The sequence below is a fragment of the Massilia agri genome (assembly GCF_024753255.1).
Taxonomy (GTDB): domain Bacteria; phylum Pseudomonadota; class Gammaproteobacteria; order Burkholderiales; family Burkholderiaceae_D; genus Telluria; species Telluria agri.
The window spans coordinates 17,129-35,612 of sequence record NZ_JANUHA010000002.1 but is presented as its reverse complement, the minus strand read 5'-3'; the positions used below and the strand labels follow the sequence as shown (position 1 = coordinate 35,612).

General features: G+C 66.4%; 18 protein-coding genes. 15 read left to right on the top strand and 3 right to left on the bottom strand.

Annotated elements, in window-relative coordinates; all coding sequences use genetic code 11:
* Positions 1 to 4 precede the first annotated feature (4 nt).
* The 4 genes from rpsK (at position 5) to rplQ (ending at position 2,982) form a co-directional block, all read left to right on the top strand.
* Positions 5 to 409, top strand: a complete 405-nt coding sequence (gene rpsK, locus NX780_RS03195; RefSeq protein WP_005663404.1) for a 30S ribosomal protein S11 — start codon at positions 5 to 7, stop codon at positions 407 to 409.
* A 267-nt stretch (positions 410 to 676) separates the two neighbouring features.
* Positions 677 to 1,300 (top strand): 30S ribosomal protein S4, encoded by a 624-nt coding sequence (gene rpsD / locus NX780_RS03190; protein ID WP_258826428.1) that lies wholly within the window; start codon positions 677 to 679, stop codon positions 1,298 to 1,300.
* A gap of 187 nt (positions 1,301 to 1,487) precedes the next feature.
* Positions 1,488 to 2,465: a DNA-directed RNA polymerase subunit alpha gene (locus tag NX780_RS03185; RefSeq protein ID WP_026354946.1), complete on the top strand. Its 978-nt coding sequence runs from the start codon at positions 1,488 to 1,490 to the stop codon at positions 2,463 to 2,465.
* A 121-nt stretch (positions 2,466 to 2,586) separates the two neighbouring features.
* Entirely contained in the window at positions 2,587 to 2,982 is a 396-nt protein-coding gene (rplQ, locus tag NX780_RS03180; RefSeq protein WP_005663400.1) for a 50S ribosomal protein L17, read from the top strand.
* 70 nt (positions 2,983 to 3,052) lie between these two features.
* Here the strand turns inward: rplQ and pdxR are convergent, their stop codons facing one another.
* Positions 3,053 to 4,495, bottom strand: a complete 1,443-nt coding sequence (pdxR, locus tag NX780_RS03175) for a MocR-like pyridoxine biosynthesis transcription factor PdxR (protein ID WP_258826427.1) — start codon at positions 4,493 to 4,495, stop codon at positions 3,053 to 3,055.
* An 85-nt stretch (positions 4,496 to 4,580) separates the two neighbouring features.
* On the opposite strand from pdxR, the gene NX780_RS03170 reads away from it, so the two are divergent.
* Positions 4,581 to 5,630 (top strand): TlpA family protein disulfide reductase, encoded by a 1,050-nt coding sequence (locus tag NX780_RS03170; RefSeq protein ID WP_258826426.1) that lies wholly within the window; start codon positions 4,581 to 4,583, stop codon positions 5,628 to 5,630.
* 16 nt (positions 5,631 to 5,646) lie between these two features.
* Entirely contained in the window at positions 5,647 to 6,570 is a 924-nt protein-coding gene (locus NX780_RS03165; RefSeq protein ID WP_258826425.1) for a DMT family transporter, read from the top strand.
* A gap of 14 nt (positions 6,571 to 6,584) precedes the next feature.
* On the opposite strand, the gene NX780_RS03160 is transcribed toward NX780_RS03165, so the two are convergent.
* On the bottom strand, positions 6,585 to 6,725 hold the full coding sequence (locus NX780_RS03160) for a hypothetical protein (protein ID WP_258826424.1): 141 nt from the start codon (positions 6,723 to 6,725) through the stop codon (positions 6,585 to 6,587).
* Between NX780_RS03160 and dsbD the strand changes: the two genes are divergently transcribed.
* The 5 genes from dsbD to NX780_RS03135 all read left to right on the top strand — a co-directional run bounded on the left by dsbD (position 6,724) and on the right by NX780_RS03135 (position 11,142).
* Positions 6,724 to 8,568 (top strand): protein-disulfide reductase DsbD, encoded by a 1,845-nt coding sequence (dsbD, locus tag NX780_RS03155; RefSeq protein ID WP_370663577.1) that lies wholly within the window; start codon positions 6,724 to 6,726, stop codon positions 8,566 to 8,568. The genes NX780_RS03160 and dsbD overlap by 2 nt on opposite strands.
* A 13-nt stretch (positions 8,569 to 8,581) precedes the next feature.
* The gene (locus NX780_RS03150; RefSeq protein ID WP_258826422.1) at positions 8,582 to 9,097 is read left to right on the top strand and encodes a helix-turn-helix domain-containing protein; all 516 of its coding nucleotides are present in this window, start codon (positions 8,582 to 8,584) and stop codon (positions 9,095 to 9,097) included.
* Positions 9,057 to 9,470, top strand: coding sequence for a VOC family protein (locus NX780_RS03145; protein ID WP_258826421.1), 414 nt, complete (start codon positions 9,057 to 9,059; stop codon positions 9,468 to 9,470). The genes NX780_RS03150 and NX780_RS03145 overlap by 41 nt, the downstream gene beginning before the upstream one ends.
* Positions 9,467 to 9,688: a hypothetical protein gene (locus NX780_RS03140; RefSeq protein ID WP_258826420.1), complete on the top strand. Its 222-nt coding sequence runs from the start codon at positions 9,467 to 9,469 to the stop codon at positions 9,686 to 9,688. Before NX780_RS03145 ends, NX780_RS03140 begins: the two co-directional genes overlap by 4 nt.
* Positions 9,689 to 9,837: 149 nt before the next feature.
* Positions 9,838 to 11,142, top strand: coding sequence for an ATP-binding protein (locus tag NX780_RS03135; protein WP_258826419.1), 1,305 nt, complete (start codon positions 9,838 to 9,840; stop codon positions 11,140 to 11,142).
* Positions 11,143 to 11,205: 63 nt separating this feature from the next.
* Here NX780_RS03135 and NX780_RS03130 read toward each other — a convergent pair whose 3' ends face one another.
* Positions 11,206 to 11,775, bottom strand: coding sequence for a Spy/CpxP family protein refolding chaperone (locus NX780_RS03130; protein WP_258826418.1), 570 nt, complete (start codon positions 11,773 to 11,775; stop codon positions 11,206 to 11,208).
* Between the two features lie 208 nt (positions 11,776 to 11,983).
* Between NX780_RS03130 and NX780_RS03125 the strand changes: the two genes are divergently transcribed.
* The 4 genes from NX780_RS03125 (at position 11,984) to NX780_RS03110 (ending at position 18,458) form a co-directional block, all read left to right on the top strand.
* Positions 11,984 to 12,712, top strand: a complete 729-nt coding sequence (locus NX780_RS03125; protein WP_231058299.1) for a response regulator — start codon at positions 11,984 to 11,986, stop codon at positions 12,710 to 12,712.
* Positions 12,709 to 14,070 carry an ATP-binding protein gene (locus NX780_RS03120; protein ID WP_258826417.1) on the top strand — a complete coding sequence of 454 codons (1,362 nt, stop codon included), beginning with the start codon at positions 12,709 to 12,711 and terminating at the stop codon, positions 14,068 to 14,070. Before NX780_RS03125 ends, NX780_RS03120 begins: the two co-directional genes overlap by 4 nt.
* Before the next feature lie 126 nt (positions 14,071 to 14,196).
* Complete coding sequence (locus NX780_RS03115) at positions 14,197 to 15,363, top strand: efflux RND transporter periplasmic adaptor subunit (protein ID WP_258826416.1); 1,167 nt, start codon at positions 14,197 to 14,199, stop codon at positions 15,361 to 15,363.
* Positions 15,360 to 18,458 carry an efflux RND transporter permease subunit gene (locus tag NX780_RS03110; RefSeq protein WP_258826415.1) on the top strand — a complete coding sequence of 1,033 codons (3,099 nt, stop codon included), beginning with the start codon at positions 15,360 to 15,362 and terminating at the stop codon, positions 18,456 to 18,458. Before NX780_RS03115 ends, NX780_RS03110 begins: the two co-directional genes overlap by 4 nt.
* Positions 18,459 to 18,484: the final 26 nt, after the last annotated feature.

The following is an 18,484-nucleotide window of genomic DNA, read 5'->3' as shown; positions in this document are numbered from 1 at the left end:
GACCATGGCCAAGCAACAGAGCAGCGCAGCAGCAGCCCGCGTGCGCAAGAAAGTCAAGAAGAACGTTGCCGAGGGTATCGCCCACGTGCACGCGTCCTTCAACAACACCATCATCACGATCACCGACCGTCAGGGCAACGCTCTGTCGTGGGCAACCTCGGGCGGCGCCGGCTTCAAAGGCTCGCGCAAATCGACCCCGTTCGCAGCGCAGGTTGCTGCCGAAGCCGCAGGCAAGGTCGCTCAGGAATCGGGCGTGAAGAACCTGGAAGTGCGCATCAAGGGCCCAGGCCCTGGCCGTGAATCGGCTGTGCGTGCACTGAACAACCTGGGCATCAAGATCACCGAGATCCAGGACGTCACCCCGGTTCCGCACAACGGCTGCCGTCCGCCGAAGCGTCGTCGTATCTAATACGGCGCTGACTCGGCAGTAGGTGAGGGTGCAAGCCCTCTCCTGCGTCGCGAAAAGCCAACGACGGGGCCTTGCGCCCCGTTGTGTTTTACGGGATAAACCGGCGCAGTAAGCCCAAAATGGGTTATACTGCCCGGCTCTTGTCGTCTGCCGTTTTCACGGCGGGCGTTTTTTCAAGCCACGTCCGCTCTCTCGTAGAAGTGGACTAGCGCCTGCCGCATCGCTCGCGATGCCTCCGGGGCGTGATTATTATTTTAAGGATTCAACGTGGCACGTTATATCGGACCAAAAGCAAAACTGTCGCGCCGTGAAGGCACCGACCTGTTCCTGAAGAGCGCACGCCGCTCGCTCGACTCGAAGTGCAAACTGGACGTCAAGCCAGGCCAGCACGGCGTCAAGTCGGGTGCCCGCACCTCGGACTACGGCAACCAGCTGCGCGAAAAGCAGAAGGTCAAGCGTATCTACGGCGTGCTCGAGCGCCAGTTCCGCCGCTACTTCGCTGAAGCATCGCGCCGCAAGGGCAACACCGGCGAAACCCTGCTGAAGCTGCTGGAATCGCGCCTGGACAACGTCGCTTACCGCATGGGCTTCGGCTCGACCCGCGCTGAAGCGCGCCAGCTGGTGAGCCACAAGGCCTTCACCGTCAACGGCCAGGTCGTGAACATCGCTTCCTACCAGGTCAAGACCGGCGACGTCATCGCTGTCCGCGAAAAGGCCAAGAAGCAAGTGCGTATCGCTGAAGCGCTGTCGCTGGCTGAACAAGTCGGCTTCCCGAGCTGGGTGTCGGTCGATGCCAAGAAGTTCGAAGGCACCTTCCGTTCCTTCCCGGAGCGTAACGAGATCGCTGCCGACGTCAACGAAGCACTGATCGTCGAACTGTACTCGCGTTAATAGATCGCGGCGCATTGGCGCCGCCGTCTATACCCCCGGGGAGCTGGCGGCACGCCGCCGCCCCCGGATGGGTGAACCCCGAATTCAAGTCGTATCCGCCTGCTTGCCGCATCGGCAAGTGGGCTTTTCTACTAATGCCATCAGCCTTATCGGTGTAACGAGCCGAGGGTATTGAAAAGGACATTTCATGCAAAACAGTCTGTTGAAACCACGTATCATCGATGTCGAAGCACTGGGCGCCGGCCACGCAAAAGTCGTGATGGAACCCTTCGAGCGTGGTTATGGCCACACCCTGGGCAACGCGCTGCGCCGCGTGCTGCTGTCGTCGATGATCGGCTACGCGCCGACCGAAGTGACGATCGCCGGTGTCGTGCACGAGTACTCGTCGCTGGACGGCGTGCAGGAAGACGTCGTCGACCTGCTGCTGAACCTGAAGGGCGTGGTCTTCAAGGTCCACAACCGCGACTCCGTCACCCTGACCCTGAAGAAGGAAGGCGAAGGCGCCGTGCTGGCTTCGGACATCGACCTGCCGCATGACGTGGAACTGATCAACCCGGATCACGTGATCGCCCACCTGACCGCCGGCGGCAAGCTGGACATGCAGATCAAGGTCGAGAAGGGCCGTGGCTACGTTCCTGGTAACGTGCGCCGCCTGTCGGAAGACACCAACAAGACCATCGGCCGCATCATCCTGGACGCGTCGTTCTCGCCGGTGCGCCGCGTGTCCTACGCCGTGGAATCGGCCCGTGTCGAACAGCGTACCGACCTGGACAAGCTGATCATCAACATCGAGACCAACGGCGTCATCACTCCGGAAGAAGCGATCCGCCAGTCGGCACGCGTGCTGGTCGACCAGCTGAACGTGTTCGCCGCCCTGGAAGGCACCGAAGCCGCCGCCGAAGCACCGTCGCGTGCTCCGCTGGTCGATCCGATCCTGCTGCGTCCGGTGGACGACCTGGAACTGACCGTCCGCTCGGCAAACTGCCTGAAGGCCGAAAACATTTACTACATCGGCGACCTGATCCAGCGTTCGGAAAACGAACTGCTGAAGACGCCGAACCTGGGCCGCAAGTCGCTCAACGAAATCAAGGAAGTCCTTGCTTCGCGCGGCCTGACCCTGGGCATGAAGCTGGAAAACTGGCCGCCTGCCGGCCTGGAAAAGTAATTGCAGTACCTGCCCGGGCAATGTCTGTCCGGGCAGTCTTTAACCACTAAAACCGGTCCGCGGACATGCGCAAGCATGAACGATCGAAGAACTGGATTGTAAACACTCGAAAGGAAGTACCATGCGTCACCGTCACGGCCTCCGTAAGCTGAACCGTACCTCGTCCCACCGCCTGGCAATGCTGCGCAACATGACCGTCTCGCTGCTGCGTCATGAAGCCATCAAGACCACCGTGCCGAAAGCCAAGGAACTGCGTCGCGTCATCGAACCGATCCTGACCCTGGGCAAGACCGACACCCTGGCCAACAAGCGCCTGGCATTCGCTCGCCTGCGCGATCGCGAAATGGTGCAGAAGCTGTTCGCCGAACTCGGCCCGCGTTACGCCAACCGTAACGGCGGCTACCTGCGCATCCTGAAAATGGGTTTCCGCGTGGGCGACAATGCGCCGATGGCCTATGTCGAACTGCTGGACCGTCCGGAAGTCACCTCGGCTGAAGAAGCACCGACCGCCGAGTAATCGCTCTTTCGCGACTGAAAAAACCAGGCCCCGTGCCTGGTTTTTTTTTGTATCGCAGCCGCCCGGGCCACTATCGTCCCGCCCCCAGGACATGTGCCAGCCTGGCACAGCTGTCATGAAGTACGTCGGGCTGCACATTGCTGACCCCGAGAAGCAGGCCGCGCTGCCCTGGCCCAGCGCACCACCAGGACAGCGCCGACGGCCCCAGGCCGGCTGTGCGCGCCTGCTCCGCGAGCTGCAGGTCGTCGACACCGTCGCCCAGGCGCACCAGTACTGACAAACCTGCTTCCTGGTGGACGATGTCCAGGCCACGCAAGCAGGCGGCAAGCGCCCGACGGCGCTCGGCGTACAGGCGCTTCACGCGCCGCAGATGGCGCAAATAGTGCCCCTCGCGCATGAACCCGGCTACCGCCAGCTGGACCGCGGGAGCGGGGGCAGTCGCCCACGTGTCCGCCGACTTTCCCATTTGCTCCGCTAATCCCGGCGGCGCCACCATGAAGCCCACGCGCAGCGCAGGGCTGATCGTCTTGCTGAAGGTCCCGATGTGCAGCACCCTGCCGGCGTGGTCGAGCGACGCGAGCGCCGGCGTGGCACGGCCCTGCAGCTGAAGTTCTCCCAGATAGTCGTCTTCGACAATCCATGCCTGCGCCGAGGCGGCCCACTCCAGCAGTGCGCGACGCCGTGCCAGCGGCAGCGTCATCCCGAGCGGCGCCTGCTGGCCCGGCGTCACCACGGCCAGCGCGGCGTCGGGTGCGTGCCTGATGCCGGCCGCAACGTCCAGTCCCTCGTCATCGACCGGTACCGGCACGGGGCGCAGGCCCGACTGCGCCAGCAGCTCGCGGGTAGGGGCATAGCCGGGATCCTCGATCCAGGCGCGCCGGCCGTCCAGCCGCAGGGCGCGCAGGGCCATGGCCAGCGCGCCAGCGTAGCCAGTGGTGACGAGCACCTGGCCCGGGTCACAAGCGATGCCGCGGGCGAACGACAGATAGGCTGCAATCTCGGCGCGCAGCGCCGGTTCGCCGCGCGGGTCGGGATAGGCCAGGGGGACTGCGGCCGCCGTGCGCGCTGCGCGCCCCATGATGCGCGACCACGTCTTGAACGGAAACACGTCCTGTGCAGGGACGCCCACCTGGAATACGGCAGGCCGCGTGGACGGCCTCGCCGGGATGGCGAGACGTCCGGGCGCGCCATGGCCGCGCGTGCCGGCGCCCGCCTGCTGGGAGGCGACACGCGTCCCGGCTGCACCGGCTGCGGCGACGAGTTGCTGGTCGCGCAAGCGTTCGTAGGCGACCCGCACGGTGCCGCGCGCCACGCCCAGCTGCACCGACAGGTCGTGCCAGGACGGGAGACGCGCGCCCGGCGCCAGGCGACCGTCGCGGATGGCGTCGCCAATTGCGGCGCTGATTTGCTCGGCCAGCGACCGTCCCGCACTGCGGTCGATACGGATGGCCAGGCAGGCTGCGTGGGAGGAGGGCATAGCGTTGTGCATCTGTTCAGCGAAAGGTTGAAACATGGTACAGAGATTTGCGTAATTCTTGCATCTGTTTTATGTCTCATGAGCTGGATACGATGGCTGGGTTTTCGTTACCGGGATTCTCATGTCGAACCGATTAGCTACCCTGCCGGCCCTTGCACTCTTGCTGTGCTGCGCCGTGCTTCCTTTATCTACCAACGCCCGGCAGCGCGCCGATGAGGGCGGAGACGGCGCAAGCCGCGCCGCCCAGGCGGGCCGCGGCCTCGTTGGCCGGCCCGCGCCAGCCGCTGTCCTGCGCACCGTGGACGGGAGCAGCATCGACCTCGGCGCCTTGTATGGCAAGCGGCCGGTCTACCTGAAATTCTGGGCGACCTGGTGCTCGATCTGCCTCGAACAGATGCCGCAGTCCAGCCGGCTTTACCGCAAGTATGGAGAGCGGATCACGGTGGTCGCCGTGAACGCCGGGTTCAGCGAAACCGACGCCGCCGTGCGCACTGTCCGCGACGTGTATCGGCTGCCGATGCCCGTGGCCATCGATGACGGCAGCCTCGGACGCAGGCTGAACCTGCGTGTCACGCCGCAGCACGTGGTGATCGGCGCTGACGGGCGCATCCTCCACGTCGGCCACAAGCACGACGAGCAACTCATCGCCGCGCTCGAGCGCGCCGCATCGGGGCATATCGCCGCAGCCGCGCCTTCCCTCGCGCCACGCGGCGCCAGTCCATCCCAGGGAGAGGGCAGCGACGTGCGCGGCCTCGCCGTGACCACGATCGATGGCCGGCGTGCGGCGCTGGGCCAGGCCGGCCGGCCCCAGGCCCTCGTGTTTTTCTCGCCCTGGTGCGAGTCATACCTGCGCGACAGCCGCCCTCGGACGGCGCAAGCATGTGCGCGCGTGCGCCAGGAAAGCGAGCGGCTCGCCAGGTCGGGGGACATCGACTGGTTCGCCATCTCGGGCCCTGTCTGGTCGTCGACCGGTGAGCTTGCAGAGTACGCGCGCACCCGCAAGACCCGGATCCCGCTGGCGCTCGACAGCACCGGCGAGGTGTTCGCGGCGTTCGGCATCCGCGATATTCCGGCCGTCGTCCTGCTCGACGCCGCAGGACGCCTCGTCCGCGTGCTCGGTCCCGATGACCGCGATCTCGAGCAGGCGCTGCGCGACCTGCGCGCGCGCTGAGTACGAGGGAGGGGGGATGAAGAAAATCGATATCGCTACCCTGCTGGCGCTTGCAGGCCTGTGGGGAGCATCCTACCTGTTCATGCGCATCAGCGCGGGCGAGTTCGGCGCGCTGACGCTGGCGGGCGCCCGGGCGGCAGGCGCAGCGACCCTGCTGCTGCCGCTGTTGGCGGCGCGGCGCGAGGGTGGCGTCATGGCGATGCGCCGCCACTGGCGACCGATCCTGCTGGTGGGGATCAGCAACAGCGCGCTACCTTTCGTGCTGTTCGCGGTCGCTGCGCAGAGCATCAACGCCAGCCTGTCGGCCATCTTCAATGCCGCCACGCCGCTGTACGCCGCGATAATCGGGCTGCTATGGCTTGGCGAAGGGATTGGGCGCAAGCGCGCGGCCGGGCTGGCGCTGGGCTTCGCCGGCGTGGCCTGGCTGGCATGGGACAGCGCCGGCCTCAAGGAGGGCAGCGGAGCGGCGGCCACGGGATGGGCGGTCCTGGCCTGTGTCTCCGCCACGGTACTGTATGCGTTTTCCGCCCATTACAGCAAACGCTACCTGGCGCACGTGCCCCCACTCGCCGTCGCCACCGGCAGCCAGCTCGCCTCGGCGGCGGTCCTGGCCGTGCCCGCGCTGGTCCTGGCACCGGCACGCCTGCCTTCCGTCCCGGCCTGGCTGGCTCTGCTCGGCCTGAGCGCCGCCTGTACCGCACTCGCCTACGTTCTGTTTTTCCGATTGATTGCCCGGGTCGGCGCTGCGCGGACGATGGCCGTGCCCTTCCTGGTGCCGGCGTTCGGGGTGCTATGGGGCGCGTCGTTCCTGGACGAGGTCCTGGACGGGAAAGTGCTGTCGGCTTGTGGCCTGATCATGCTGGGCACGGCGCTGGCGACCGGCGTGGCCGGATCGCGCAGCCGCGATCGCGCCCATGCGCAGGCCGGAGCAAGTGTGTAGATTTCCTGCGCCAACTAAAAGCCTTCGGGCAGTGCGACGGATTGCCGTATCGTCAAGCTGGCAGCGGCGATTGCGCATGCAAGGCTCCAGCGGTGTACCATGCCGGTGCGCAGTAACAACTCATCCATCATCATGTCCTTTTCCTTGACCAGCATTTCACGCGTCCTGGCGCTTGCCTGCCTGACCCTATTTGCCACACTGCTGCTCGCGGGCGGCGCACGCGCCGCCGACGACTTCCTCGATCCCGCCATCGCCTTCCGCTTCGAAGCCCGCATGGCCGATCCCCAGACCGTCGAGGTGCGCTACCAGATCGCCGACGGCTACTACATGTACCGCGAGCGCTTCGCCTTCCGCGCGGCGGGGGCCAAGCTGGGTATGGCGGAAATCCCGCCCGGCAAGGTGAAGTACGACGAAACCTTCCAGAAGGATGTCGAGACCCACAAGGGCGAGCTGATCATCCGTATTCCCGTGGAGGGCAGCGGCCCGTTCACCTTCACTGCCAGCAGCCAGGGCTGCGCCGACGCCGGCCTGTGCTATCCGCCGCAGGAACACAGCGCCCGGCTGGACGCCGGCGGGGGCGCCCCGGCCGCGCCCGCGCTGCCCATCGGCGCCAATGCGCCGCACATGTCGACCGGCCCGCTGTCTTCGCAGCCGGCCATGGACACGGCCCCGGCTCCCGCCCCGGCAGCACCAGTGCAGGCCGGGCCGGCGCCGGCAGCAGCGCCGGCCGCTGCCCCCGCACCCTCCGAGATGTCGCGCATCGACGCCGTCCTCCAGGGCGGCCGCCTGCTCACCATCGTGCCGGCCTTCATCCTGCTCGGCCTGGGCCTGGCCTTCACGCCCTGCGTGCTGCCGATGGTGCCGATCCTGTCCTCGATCATCGTCGGCGAAGGCCAGGTGAGCCGCGGGCGCGGCTTCCTGCTGTCGCTCACGTATTCGCTCGGCATGGCCATCGTCTACACCCTGCTCGGCATCGCTGCCGGGCTGGCAGGGGAGGGCCTGGCGGCCGCCCTGCAGAACCCCTGGGTGCTGGGCGCCTTTGCCCTCCTGATCGTGGCGATGGCGATGTCAATGTTCGGTTTCTACGAACTGCAGCTGCCGTCGAGCCTGCAGAGCCGCCTGGCCAATGCGTCCGGCCGCCAGTCGGGCGGCAAGCTCGTCGGCGTGTTCGCGATGGGCGCCATCTCGGCCCTGATCGTCGGCCCCTGCGTGGCCGCGCCCCTGGCCGGCGCCCTGGTCTACATCAGCCAGACCCGCGACGTGCTGGTCGGCGGCGCGGCCCTGTTCGCGATGGCGGCCGGCATGAGCATCCCGCTGCTGCTGGTCGGCCTGTCGGCCGGCTCGCTGCTGCCGCGCGCGGGCGCCTGGATGGAATCGGTCAAGCGCCTGTTCGGCGTGCTGATGCTGGCGATGGCCCTGTGGCTGGTGTCGCCGGTGCTGCCGCCGATGGTGCAGATGCTGGGCTGGGCGCTGCTCCTGCTGGGCTATGGCTTTTACCTGCTGCGCAAGCACAAGCACTGGGTGGCGATGGCGGCGGGCGCCGCGTTTGCCTTGCTGGGCGGCATCCAGCTGGTCGGCGCCGCGACCGGCGGCCGCGACGCCCTGGCGCCGCTGGCCCACCTGACGGGCGGCGTCCACCAGGGTCTTGCATTCAAGCGCATCAAGACCGTCGACGACCTCGACCGCGAGCTCGCCGACACGGGCGGCAAGACCGTGATGCTGGACTTCTACGCCGACTGGTGCGTGTCCTGCAAGGAGATGGAGAAGCTGACCTTCGTCGATCCGGCGGTGCAGGTAAGGCTGGCCAATACCATCCTGCTGCAGGTGGACGTGACGGCCAACGATGCGGCTGACAAGGCCATGCTCAAGCGCTTCAAGCTGTTCGGGCCGCCGGGAATCATCCTGTTTGCGCCGAACGGGGAAGAGATTCCGGACAGCCGCGTCATCGGCTACCAGAATCCGGAAAAATTCCTCGCTTCCCTCGCCAGGCTGCCTTGAGCAGGATCTCCGGATGCGCCAGAACCCGGGACTGCTGCGGCGTTTGCTGAGAGCGAAAGACCGCATGGACGCGGCGCCCCACGAGGACTGGCCCATCAGCCGCCTGGCCGAGGCAAGCGCGGTGTCGGAAGCGCACTTCGCACGCGAATTCAAGAAGGCCTTCGGCCTGCCGCCGCACCGCTACCTGCTTACCCGCCGTATCGAACGGGCGGCCGCCCTGCTGCGCGAGACCGGGCTTCCCATCCTCGACGTGCTGCTCCAGACCGGTTGGAACAGCCCGGGTACCTTCGGGCGGGTGTTCCGCGATATCACCGGCGAGAGCCCGGGACAGCTTCGGGCGCGCGAGCAATCATTGCCGGCGCCGATGGCCTCGATGCCCGAATGCGTCCTGCGCAGCATCAGCCGCCCGAACCTCAAGACCGCAGTTTCGGAGAAGCGCCGCTCGCTTGCCGATGGCAGACTGGAGCCTCAATCCAAGGAGGAGGTCGATGATGCGAGGAGTAGGAACGGTCGGACTGTATGTCCGTGACCAGGACGAGGCGCTGGCGTTTTACGTGGACAAGCTGGGCTTCCGGGTCCACACGGACGTGCGCAATGGAGACTACCGCTGGCTGACGGTGCAGCACCCGGACCAGCCTCTGCAGCTCGGGCTGCTCAAGCCCGGGCCGCCGGTGCACGATGCCGCCACCGCGCGCGCGCTGGAGGAGATCGTCGCCAAGGGCGCGATGCCGCCGCTGGTCCTGCTGGTGGACGACTGCCGCGCCACGCATGCGCGGCTTGCCGAACGCGGGGTCGAATTTTCCCAGCAGCCCGTGGAGCGCTACGGGGCCGTCGATGCCGGCTTCCGGGATCCGTCCGGCAATGGCTGGAAAATGATCCAGGCCGCCCGGGAGGGACAATGAACCGGACCGCCTGGATGCGGCAGGGCCACCGCTGGCTGTCGATCGTCTTCACCGTCACGGTGATCCTCAACGTCGCGGCCAGGGCCGTGGGCGAGGGTGAGCCATCTCCCTGGATCACCTACGCGCCCTTGCCGCCGCTCTTCCTGCAGCTGCTATCCGGCCTCTACCTGTTCGCGCTGCCCTACGTGCCGAAACGGCGCAGCACGTCCAGTGCCTGAGTCGACAGGCTGCCCGCGCGGGCAGCCATCGCCTGTTGTAGCGGCGCCATACCGGACAGAGAGAATTATTTCCAATAGGAAAATAAATAGTCCTCGTAAACACATTCGCCGGGATAATACAAAACAGCACATCTCCGTTCTCCCGCGCCATGAACTTTGAAGAATTCGAGTCCTTCGACTCGAGCCCGCCACCGCGGCCGGCCGAGGAGACGTCCCCGCTGGTCCGTTTGCAATACCTGATCGACAACACCCCGGCGATCGTCTACAGCTCGGTCCCCAGCGGCGATTTCAAGCTGACCTTCGTCAGCAAGAACGCCTACCGCGTCCTCGGCTACCAGCCCGAGGAAATGCTGGCCGACCCGAACTTCTGGTTCGACCATATCCACCCGGAAGACGCCCCCAACATCTTTTCCAGCCTGGCCCTGCTGTTCGTCGAAGGCGAGCGGACCTACGAATACCGGTTTCGCACCGCCAATGGCGACTACCTGTGGATGCACGACCAGCTGCGCCTGATCCGCGACGAGCACGGCGCGCCGGTCGAAGTCATCGGCTCGCTCAGCGACATCAGCGCGCGCAAGCACATGGAGCAGGAGCAGGAACGCCTGATCGCACGCCTGCGCGAAGCGCACGACCAGCTGCTCCAGTCCGAAAAGATGGCTTCCATCGGCCAGCTGGCCGCCGGCGTGGCCCACGAGATCAACAACCCCCTGGGCTTCGTGAACAGCAACATGAGTTCGCTGAAACGCTACATCAACACCCTGCTGGCGGTGGTGGGGGCCTACGACAGGGTGGTCAAGCAGGCGGCGCCCGGCTCGGCGCTGGAAGCGCGCGTCGAAGCCATCGCACACGAAGCGGACCTGGCTTTCCTGCGGGAAGACGTTCCCGACCTGGTGGCGGAATCGCTCGACGGGCTGAAGCGGGTGCGCGAAATCGTCCAGGCGCTCAAGGATTTTTCGCACATGGGCGACACCGACTGGCAGCGCGCCGACCTGCACGCCGGCCTCGACAGCACATTGACCATCGTCGCCAACGAGATCAAGTACAAGGCGACGATCGAGAAGCGCTATGGCAGCCTGCCGTTCGTCACCTGCCTGCCTTCACAGCTGAACCAGGTCTTCATGAACCTGCTGGTCAATGCCGCCCATGCGATCCGCGAGCAGGGCCTCATCACCATCAGCACCGGCGTCGATGGCGACTGGGTCTGGGTGGCCATCAGCGACACCGGCTGCGGCATTCCGCAGAAGAACATGAACCGTATCTTCGAGCCCTTCTTCACGACCAAGCCCGTGGGCAGCGGCACCGGGCTGGGCCTGTCGCTGTCCTACAGCACTGTCAGCAAGCACGGCGGGCGCATCGAGGTCGAATCCGAGGTCGACGTCGGCACCACGTTCACGGTGCGCCTGCCGGTGCTGCCTCCGGCCAGCGTCGAGAGCCCGCCCCTGGCCGACGCCTGAGCCAGCCTGATCGATAAAAAAAGGACGCCCGCGGGCGTCCTTCGTCATTCAGCTGGCAAACGCTCAGCCATGCATCATGCCGTGGCCGCCGTGGCCACGGTGATGACGGCCGCCGCGGCGCTGCTGCGACGCGTCGAACACCTTGCGCTGCTCGGGGCTGAGGGCCGCGTACAGGCTGTTCAGGGCCGACAGGCGGGCTTCCATGCGGGCGGTGCGCTGCTTCTGCATGGCGATGCGGCGCTCCAGGCGTTGCGGGGCGGTGAGGGCGGCGCGCTGTTCCTTGCTCAGGCGCTGGCCGGCGCGCTCGCCTTTCTGGGGTGGGGTCGTGCTGGCCACGAAAGCCTGCCACACCGGCTGCTGGGCCGGGGTCAGCTTCAGCGACTCGGCCAGTTTGGCCTGGCGGGCGGCGCGATGTTCGGCGCGCTTGGCCTTGAATTCGGCGAATTTCGCCTGGCGTTGTTCAGGAGTCATGTTGCGGAACTCGGCGCGTTTCGCTTCGCGCTGCTCCTTGCTCATCGCATGGCCGTGGCGGCCTTCCTGCGGCGCGGCGCTCTGCGCCTGGACACCCAGCGAGGCGCCGGCGATGCCGAGCGCGGACAGGACGATCACGATGTTCTTGCGGACGGTGTTCATGTTGTTTCCTTTGTGAGAATGAGGAGTCGGTCGGTGTGCACCTTGCATCCGGACTGCTCGCTGCACGGTTCCCATCATCGGAAAAAACTGTAACCGCGGGATTTCCCCTGTGCGATACTTTGTATCAATATGTTTCGTGCTCAGCGGCATATACAAGCCGATACAAAACGGCTGTCCATCCTTGCGCCGAATACGGATAATTGAGGTTATGGACAATCCCTCTACGATCTTGATCGTCGACGACGACCGCGATATCCGCACCCTGCTCGCCGACTACCTGGAGTCGAACGGCTACCGCACGATCGCCGCCGCCGACGGCACCGGCATGTGGAAAGCGCTCGACGACGCGCGCCCGGACCTGATCGTGCTCGACCTGAACATGCCGGGCGACGACGGGCTGACCCTGTGCCGCAAGCTGCGCGCCACCTCCAGCCTGCCGGTCATCATGCTGACCGCCCGCAACGAGCCGCTCGACCGCATCCTCGGCCTCGAGATGGGCGCCGACGACTACCTGCCGAAACCCTTCGAGCCGCGCGAACTGCTGGCCCGCATCCGCAGCGTGCTGCGCCGCTCGCACGCGATGCCGTCCAACGCCCCGTCCGAGAACGTGCAGCAGATGCGTTTCTCCGGCTGGACCCTGGACCTGACCGCGCGCCACCTGGTCAATCCGCAGGGCGTGGTCATCATGCTCTCGGGCGCGGAATTCCGCCTGCTGCGCGTCTTCCTCGAGCACCCGAACCGGGTGCTCAACCGCGACCAGCTGCTGAACCTGACCCAGGGCCGCGACGCCGACCCCTTCGACCGCTCGATCGACATCCAGATCTCGCGCCTGCGCCAGAAGCTCGGCGAAGACGCCCGCATGCCGCAGATCATCAAGACCGTGCGCAACGGCGGCTACGTGCTGGCCGGCCAGGTCACCGTGGAGCCGCCTGCGTGAAAGCCTTCCTCGGCTCGATGACCGGGCGCGTCTTCATCACCCTGCTGCTCGGCATCCTGATTTCGGCAACGCTCACCCAGCTGGCCGCCGACCTCGAGCGCCTGCGCGTCATCGAGCAGCAGCGCGACCAGCACCTGCTCGAGCGCGCCGAGCAGCTCGTCATGGCGACCGAGATCGTGCCGACCTCGGCCAGGTCCGTCTACCTCTCGGTGGCCAACCGCCCCGGCCTGCGCCTCGAAGTCGGCAACGTCCAGCCGCCGGCCCAGCCGCCCAGCTGGTTCGCGCGCTCGCTGGCGGCGCGCCTGGGCGACGGCTACCGCATCACCTCGGCAGCCAGCCGCCCGGCTTCCTGCGACATGCCGCACCAGCAGATGGTGCTCTACGGCCTGGTCTCGACCCAGTGGCGCGGCGCCTGCGAGACCCTGAACGTGCGCCTGCGCGACGGCGAGGAACTGCGCCTCTCGGTGCTGCCGCCGCGCTCGGTCTTCACCGGCCCCGAAACCGACTACCGCACCACCATCGCCCTGTTCCTGGTCAGCATCGCCGCGCTCGCCTACCTGGTGGCGCGCATGACCACCCGCCCGCTGAAGGTGCTGGCGCGCGCCGCCCAGGACCTGGGCCAGGACATCAACCGCGCGCCGCTCGAACTGAACGGCGCCAGCGAGATCCGCCAGGCCAGCGCCGCCTTCAACGCCATGCAGGCGCGCATCCGCCAGTACATCTTCCAGCGCACCCAGATGCTGGCGGCCATCACCCACGACCTGCAGACGCCCCTGACGCGCATGCGCCTGCGCCTGGAAAAAGTGTCCGACACAGAGCTGCAGGAACGCCTGATCGGCGACCTGTCGGCGATGCAGGAAATGGTGCGCGAGGGCCTGGTGCTGGCGCGCAGCATGGACACCACCGAGAACATGCAGATGCTCGACCTCGACTCGCTGCTGGAAGCCGTGTGCGCCGACGCCGTCGATGCGGGCCAGCAGGTCGAGCTGAAAGGCCATGCCGGCATGGCCCTGATGGGCCGGCCGCTCGACCTGCGCCGCTGCTTCGGCAACCTGATCGACAACGCGGTGAAGTACGGCCGCGAGGCGCGCGTCTGCGTCGACCGCACCCATGGCGCGGCGCGCGTGCGCATCCGCGACGGCGGCCCGGGCATCCCGGCCGGCGAGCTGGGCCGGGTGTTCGATCCCTTCTACCGGGTCGAAACCTCGCGTTCGCGCGAGTCGGGCGGCACCGGCCTGGGCCTGACCATCGCGCGCAATATCGCGGAGCAGCACGGCGGCAGCATCGCCCTGGCGAATCACCCTGAGGGCGGGCTGGAAGTCACGCTGGTGCTGCCCGAGTACTACCCAAACAAGTAAAAAACAAAAAGAAACCCAATACACAATCCTGAAACATGGCCATGCGAAAATGCAGCGCCGCGCATATGCGCTGCACCCCGGGCAACTGAGAGAAAGAGCCGCCGGAACTGGCGGCAAGAGACGAACATGAAAAAGAAGAATGCGGGAATGATCGTAGGTGTCGTAGCACTGGCCCTTGCCGGCGCCTGGTACCTGAACAAGGGCGATGGCGCCCATGCCGGCCCGGACGGCGCCGCCGCGGGCGCGCAGGGCGCCATGCCGCCGACCACGGTCAACGTGGTCACGCCGCAACGCCAGGACGTCGGCGTGGAATTGTCCGCCAACGGCACCGTCACTCCCGTGCGCACCGTCGACCTGCACCCGCAGACCACCGCCACCATCCGCCAGGTGCACATCCGCGAAGGCCAGTTCGTCAAGGAAGGCCAGCTCATGTTCTCGCTCGACGACCGCGCCGACCGCGCCAACGTGGCGCGCGCCGAGGCCCAGGTGGCGCAGAACCGCGCGACCCTGGCCGACCTCGAGCGCCAGTACAAGCGCAGCCAGGAACTGGCTTCCCAGAATTTCCTGTCCCAGAGCGCCGTCGACTCCCTCAAGAGCCAGGTCGAGGCGGCCCGCGCCCTGGTCCAGAGCAATGCCGCAGCCGCGCGCGCCAGCCAGGTCAGCGCCAGCTATACGAGCATCCGCGCCCCGATGTCGGGCCGCGTCGGCGCCATCGACATCCACCCGGGCGCCCTGGTGCAGCCGACCACCTCGCTCACCACCATCACCCAGCTCGACCCGATCGATGTTTCCTTCACGCTGCCGGAGTCGGCGCTCGGGGCGGTGCTGGGCGCCCAGCGTGCCGGCCGGGTGCCGGTCCAGGCCAGCGCCGGCGACGCCGGCCGGCCGATCGCGGGCGAGCTGAAGTTCGTGGACAACGCGGTCGATCCGGCCACCGGCACCATCCGAGTCAAGGCCCAGTTCGCCAATCCCGAGGCCAATCTGTGGCCGGGCCAGTACGTTACCACCCGCCTGACGGTCCAGACCCTGCGTGATGCGGTCGTGATTCCGCAGAACGCCATCATCACCAACACCCAGGGCACCTTTGTCTACGTCGTGGGCGAGGGTAACCAGGCGCGCCAGGTCAAGGTGGCGCGCCTGCACGGTTTCGGCGAGTATGCTGCCGTGAGCGGTCTCGCGGGCGACGAGCGCGTCATCACCGAAGGCAAACAGAACCTCCGTCCTGGCGGCAAGGTGCGCCTGGCCGCCACCGCCGGCGGCACGGCCGCGCGCAAGAAAGGTGAAGAGGCATGAACCTGTCCGAACTGTGCATCCGCCGTCCCGTCATGGTGGTGCTGCTGTCGCTCAGCCTGATCCTGGCGGGCGTGCTGGCCTATATGCAGATTCCGGTTGCGGCGCTGCCGAGCTATAACACGCCCGTCATCAACGTCAGCGCCGACCTGCCGGGCGCCAGTCCGGAAACCATGGCTTCGTCGGTTGCCTTGCCGTTGGAAAAGCAGTTCGCGACGATCGCCGGGATCAGCATGATCAGCTCGACCAGCACCGAGGGCGACACCAATATCACGCTGGAGTTCGACCCTTCGGTCGACGTCAACCAGGCGGCCATCGACGTGCAGGCAGCCCTGCTGCTGGCGCAGCGCCGCCTGCCCCAGGAAATGACCGAGCTGCCGTCCTATCGCAAGGTCAACCCGGCCGATGCCCCGGTCCTGTTCATGCACATGACCTCGCCGTCCATGGACCTGGCGGAGCTGAACGATTACGCGGAAAACCTGGTCTCGCCGGCCATTTCGACCTTGCCGGGCGTGGCCCAGGTGACGGTGAATGGCGGCAAGCGTTTCGCCGTCCGCGTGCGCGCCAGGCATGACCTGATGAATGCCCGCAATATCTCGATGGACGAGCTGGCCGCGGCCCTGCGTTCGGCCAATTCGAACACGCCGCTGGGCATGCTCGACGGACCTACCCAGACCCTGACCATCCAGGGCAGCGGCCAGCTGATGCGCGCCGCCGACTTCGCCGGCCTGATCGTCGCCACCCGCAATGGCCAGCCGGTGCGCCTGCGCGACGTCGCCGAGGTCGAGGACAGCTACCAGTCGGTCAAGGCCAACGGCAGCCTGAACGGCGAGCGCTCGATCGTGCTGATGCTGCAGCGCCAGCCAGACGCGAACACCGTGGCGGTGGTCGATGCGGTGCGCGCCCTCATGCCGCGCTTCGAAGACCAGCTCCCGAAGTCGATCAAGATCCATCTCGTCAGCGACCGCTCGGTGTCCATCCGCGAGGCGATCCACGACGTCAACCTGACCCTGGCCGGCACCGTGGTGCTGGTCATCCTGGTGATCTTCCTGTTCCTGCACCGCTGGACTGCCACTTTCATTCCCGCCGTCACGGTCCCGATCTCGCTGCTGGGTGCGCTGTCGCTGCTCTATGCTTTTGGCTATAGCCTAGACAACATTTCGCTCCTTGGCATCACACTGGCGGTGGGCCTTGTGGTCGATGACGCCATCGTGGTGCTGGAAAATATCGTGCGCCACATGGAGATGGGAAAGAAACCCATGAAGGCAGCGCTGGTCGGTTCGAAGGAGATGGGTTTCACCATCATCTCGATCTCGATCTCGCTGGTGGCGGTGTTCATCCCGATTTTCTTCATGCCGGGCGTGATCGGCCTGCTGTTCCGGGAATTCGCCGTGATCGTCGGCCTGGCGGTGCTGGTGTCGGCCGTGGTCTCGCTGACCCTGGTGCCGATGCTGTGCTCGCGCCTGATCAAGCATGGCGGCCACGTCGATCCGAAGGACATGTCCTGGGTCGGCCGCCGCTTCGAGGCGATGTTCACCAATGTGCGCGACGGCTATGCCCGCACCCTGGACATGGCGCTGCGCCACCGTTTCCTGGTGCTGATGCTGGCCGTCGGCACCTTCGCGCTGACTGCCGTCCTGTATATGGGTATGCCCAAAGGCTTTTTCCCTGAGGAAGACATCGGCCAGATCCGCGTCACTGTCGAGGCCTCGGAAGACACCTCGTCGATGGCGCTGGTCGGCCTGCAGGCCCAGGTGCGCGACATCATGCGCGCCAGCCCCTATGTGCAGGACGTGACCTCGTTCACCGGCGGCGGCAATACCGGCCGCATGTTCATGGTGCTCAAGCCGCGCAGCCAGCGTCCGCCGATGTCGCAGGTGGTCGACGAGCTGCGCAAGGCCACCCGCAAGGTCGCGGGCGTGCAGGTGTTCATGGCGCCGCTGCAGAACCTCCAGCTGGGCGGGCGCCAGTCCAAGAGCCGCTACCAGTACACGCTGCAGAGCGTGTCCGGCGGCGAGATCGGCGGCTGGGCCGAGCAGTTCCTCGAGCGCATGCGGGCCGACCAGCGTTTCCGCGACGTCACCAGCGATTCACAGAACAAGGCCTTGCAGGCGACCATCGACATCGACCGCGACAAGGCGGCCTTGCTGGGCGTGGAGATGGCCGATGTGCGCACTGTGCTGTATGCCTCCTTCGGCGAGCGCCAGGTCTCGACCATCTACTCGACCGCGGCCAGCTACTATGTGATTCTCGAAGCGGCGCCGGCCGACCGCTACTACGACGAAGCCTTGTCGCGCGTGTCGGTACGCGCCAGCACCGGCGAGCTGGTCAAGCTGTCGAGCTTCGCCAAGGTGCGGCGCACGGTGGGACCGTTGGCGGTGAACCACCAGGGCCAGCTCCAGGCGATCACGCTGTCCTTCAACCTGGCGCCGGGCGTCCCGCTGGGCGACGCCACCGCCGCGATCGAACAGATGGGGCGCGACATGAAGCTGCCGGCGTCCATCATCACGAACTACGGCGGCGACGCCGCCGTGTTCAAGGACACCCAATCGAGCCAGCTGATCCTGATTCTCGCCGCGCTCGGCGTGATCTACGTGCTGTTGGGCGTGCTCTATGAAAGCTATATCCACCCCATCACCATCCTGGCCGGCCTGCCTTCGGCGGCAGTGGGGGCGCTGCTGACGCTGTGGATCTTCGACATGGACCTGACCCTGATCGCGATGATCGGTATCCTGATGCTGATCGGTATCGTCAAGAAGAACGCGATCATGATGATCGACTTCGCCCTCGACGCCCAGCGCAACCAGGGGATGAAGCCGGTCGACGCGATCCGCGAGGCCTGCATCCTGCGCTTCCGTCCGATCCTGATGACGACCCTGGCCGCGATGATGGGCGCGCTGCCGATCGCGCTGGGCATCGGCGCCGGCGCCGAGCTGCGCCAGCCCCTGGGTCTTGCCGTGGTGGGCGGCCTGATCTTCTCGCAGGTGATCACGCTCTACATCACCCCGGTGATCTATCTCTACCTCGACAAGTACAGCGGCACCGGTCCGATGACGGACAAGCAACTGACGAAACTGGAAGAAGCGGCAGCGCACTGACAGGGCGGGCAGGCGGGTCCTCCCGC

What these genes read in the sequence shown, in the direction of transcription:
- NX780_RS03170 (WP_258826426.1), top strand. Translation starts at nt 4,581, where the DNA reads ATGTCGAACCGATTAGCTACCCTGCCGGCCCTTGCACTCTTGCTGTGC.
- NX780_RS03110 (WP_258826415.1), top strand. Translation starts at nt 15,360, where the DNA reads ATGAACCTGTCCGAACTGTGCATCCGCCGTCCCGTCATGGTGGTGCTG.
- rplQ (WP_005663400.1), top strand. Translation starts at nt 2,587, where the DNA reads ATGCGTCACCGTCACGGCCTCCGTAAGCTGAACCGTACCTCGTCCCAC.
- NX780_RS03165 (WP_258826425.1), top strand. Translation starts at nt 5,647, where the DNA reads ATGAAGAAAATCGATATCGCTACCCTGCTGGCGCTTGCAGGCCTGTGG.
- NX780_RS03145 (WP_258826421.1), top strand. Translation starts at nt 9,057, where the DNA reads ATGATGCGAGGAGTAGGAACGGTCGGACTGTATGTCCGTGACCAGGAC.
- NX780_RS03135 (WP_258826419.1), top strand. Translation starts at nt 9,838, where the DNA reads ATGAACTTTGAAGAATTCGAGTCCTTCGACTCGAGCCCGCCACCGCGG.
- NX780_RS03185 (WP_026354946.1), top strand. Translation starts at nt 1,488, where the DNA reads ATGCAAAACAGTCTGTTGAAACCACGTATCATCGATGTCGAAGCACTG.
- rpsK (WP_005663404.1), top strand. Translation starts at nt 5, where the DNA reads ATGGCCAAGCAACAGAGCAGCGCAGCAGCAGCCCGCGTGCGCAAGAAA.
- NX780_RS03140 (WP_258826420.1), top strand. Translation starts at nt 9,467, where the DNA reads ATGAACCGGACCGCCTGGATGCGGCAGGGCCACCGCTGGCTGTCGATC.
- NX780_RS03115 (WP_258826416.1), top strand. Translation starts at nt 14,197, where the DNA reads ATGAAAAAGAAGAATGCGGGAATGATCGTAGGTGTCGTAGCACTGGCC.
- NX780_RS03130 (WP_258826418.1), bottom strand. Translation starts at nt 11,775, where the DNA reads ATGAACACCGTCCGCAAGAACATCGTGATCGTCCTGTCCGCGCTCGGC.
- NX780_RS03150 (WP_258826422.1), top strand. Translation starts at nt 8,582, where the DNA reads ATGCGCCAGAACCCGGGACTGCTGCGGCGTTTGCTGAGAGCGAAAGAC.
- NX780_RS03125 (WP_231058299.1), top strand. Translation starts at nt 11,984, where the DNA reads ATGGACAATCCCTCTACGATCTTGATCGTCGACGACGACCGCGATATC.
- NX780_RS03160 (WP_258826424.1), bottom strand. Translation starts at nt 6,725, where the DNA reads ATGCTGGTCAAGGAAAAGGACATGATGATGGATGAGTTGTTACTGCGC.
- pdxR (WP_258826427.1), bottom strand. Translation starts at nt 4,495, where the DNA reads ATGTTTCAACCTTTCGCTGAACAGATGCACAACGCTATGCCCTCCTCC.